Source organism: Acidovorax sp. KNOB132 (genome assembly GCF_057541515.1).
Map to the genome: position 1 here is coordinate 1 of NZ_BAAJYT010000444.1, position 1,945 is coordinate 1,945.

Sequence of the window (1,945 nt, forward strand, 5' to 3'; positions counted from 1 at the left end):
CTGGCCTTCGCCCGCGCGCTGAAAGCGCCCCTTGGCCAGGTCGGTCTTCAGGCGCAGCACGTCGGTGCTGGACTGGGTCACGTCCACGTAGAGCGGGTCGATCTGCGAGATGGTGGTGAGCGCCGTGGTCTGGTTGGCGGTGACCAGCGCGCCCGGCGTCACCGCCGAGGTGGTGGTGCGGCCCGAGATGGGCGCCTTGATGCGGGTGTAGCCCAGGTTGATGCGGGCGTTCTCGACCGCCGCGCGGTTCACGGCCAGGTCCGAGCGGGCCTGCACCAGCACCGCCTGGCTGTCGTCATACACCTGCCGGCTGATCGCATCGATCTTGACCAGCTCGGCATTGCGCCGCGCGTTGGTCTCGGCCGTGCCCACGGTGGCCTGGGCCTTGCCCAGCGACGCTTCGGCGCTTGCCAGCGCCACCTCGAAGGGCGAGGCGTCCAGCTGGTACAGCACCTGCCCGGCCTTCACGTCCGCCCCTTCGGTGAAGAGCCGCTTTTGCACGATGCCGCCCACCTGCGGGCGGATCTCGGCGACCAGGAACGCGCTGGTGCGCCCGGGCAGCTCGGTGGTGATCGACTGCCGCTCGGGCTGGATCGTGACCACGCCGGCTTCCACCGGGGCGCGCGGCGCGGGCTGCTTGGCGGCCTTGTCCGAACACCCGGCCACCACGAAGGCGGCCGCCAGCACGGCAGCGCCGGCCCGGCGCAGGGCACCGGGGGCAGCGGTCACACAGGAAGAGGTCAAGGAGGAGGGCCGTGGGGCCATGGCAGCGGGGGCGGAGGGCAGCGAGCGTGTGGCAGGGCGTGGGCAATTCATGGACAAGGCACGGCTTTCGTTGTGGCGAGCATTCTGACGGTCAATTGAAAAGATCGTGTGAAGCTGTAGCAGGCTGGAAAGCCCTCCGGCGGGCCTCTTGTCCGGACCTTGCAACCTTCATGCCGCGTGCGGGCCGCGCGTGCCCCTCGCAGGCGGTGGCGGGCCCCTCGGGCGCTGGCCCCGGGAGTGTGTGGCCGCGCTGGCGGGCCGCCGGCCGGCCGGGCCGTCGATCCGAAGGGTTTCTGCGGGGCGGAACGGGGTTTTGAGAACCAAATCGCCCGCATGCCGGCGTTTTCATTGTCTTGGTAGCTATTCAATTGATAGCAAATGGGTGTTCGGGAAACGACGGTCCGCGTTCGCGGCGCCCCGGGCTCTTGACCCAGATCAAGCCCCGGCCGAAAGGTTTCCACAAGCCGGGATGTGCCACCTACCATCGGCCGCACTGCATCCCGCAGGGGCCCGCGGCGCCGTGCCGCACCGTCCGTACGAGACAAAAGCTTCTTCCCCAGAAAGGCTTCCCATGCGAAGAAATCTTCCGGTCAGCACGCAGGAATACCCGTTTCCTTCCGGCGAAACCCTGGTGTCCACCACCGACCTGAAAGGGCGCATCCTGTACTGCAACCCGATGTTCATCGAGGTGAGCGGCTACGAGCGCGAGGCCCTGCTGGGCCAGCCCCACAACCTGATACGCCACCCCGACATGCCCGAGGAGGCGTTCCGCGACATGTGGGACACCATCGGCCAGGGCCGGCCCTGGTCGGCCGCGGTGAAGAACCGGCGCAAGAACGGCGACTTCTACTGGGTGATGGCCAACGTCACCCCGCTGATGGAGGGCGACCGCCCCGTGGGCTACCTGTCGGTGCGCACCGAGGCCACCCGCGAGCAGGTGCAGGCCGCCGACGCGCTCTACGCCCGCATGCGCGCCGAGGCCGAGGCCGGCCGCCCGGTGCACGTGCTGCGCGCGGGCCGGCTGGCACGCCTGACCGCCCTGGGCCGCGTCGCGGAGTGGACCCGCATCGGCGTGGGCGGCCAGGTGGCATGGCGTTCCTGGCCGTGCTGGTGGCTGCCTTCCTGGCGGCGCTCGTGGATGAAGAGCAGGGCCTGTTCTCGGCCGCGGCCTGGGCTGCCG

1 protein-coding gene and 1 pseudogene are annotated in these 1,945 nt (G+C 69.9%); one reads left to right on the top strand and one right to left on the bottom strand.

The window, feature by feature from the left end; translation table 11 throughout:
• A partial coding sequence (locus tag AC27IO_RS23545; RefSeq protein ID WP_498741083.1) for an efflux RND transporter periplasmic adaptor subunit occupies positions 1-744 on the bottom strand: 744 nt, incomplete at its 3' end.
• A gap of 592 nt (positions 745-1,336) precedes the next feature.
• On the opposite strand from AC27IO_RS23545, the pseudogene AC27IO_RS23550 reads away from it, so the two are divergent.
• Positions 1,337-1,945: pseudogene (locus AC27IO_RS23550) on the top strand (PAS domain-containing protein); the annotation flags it as partial.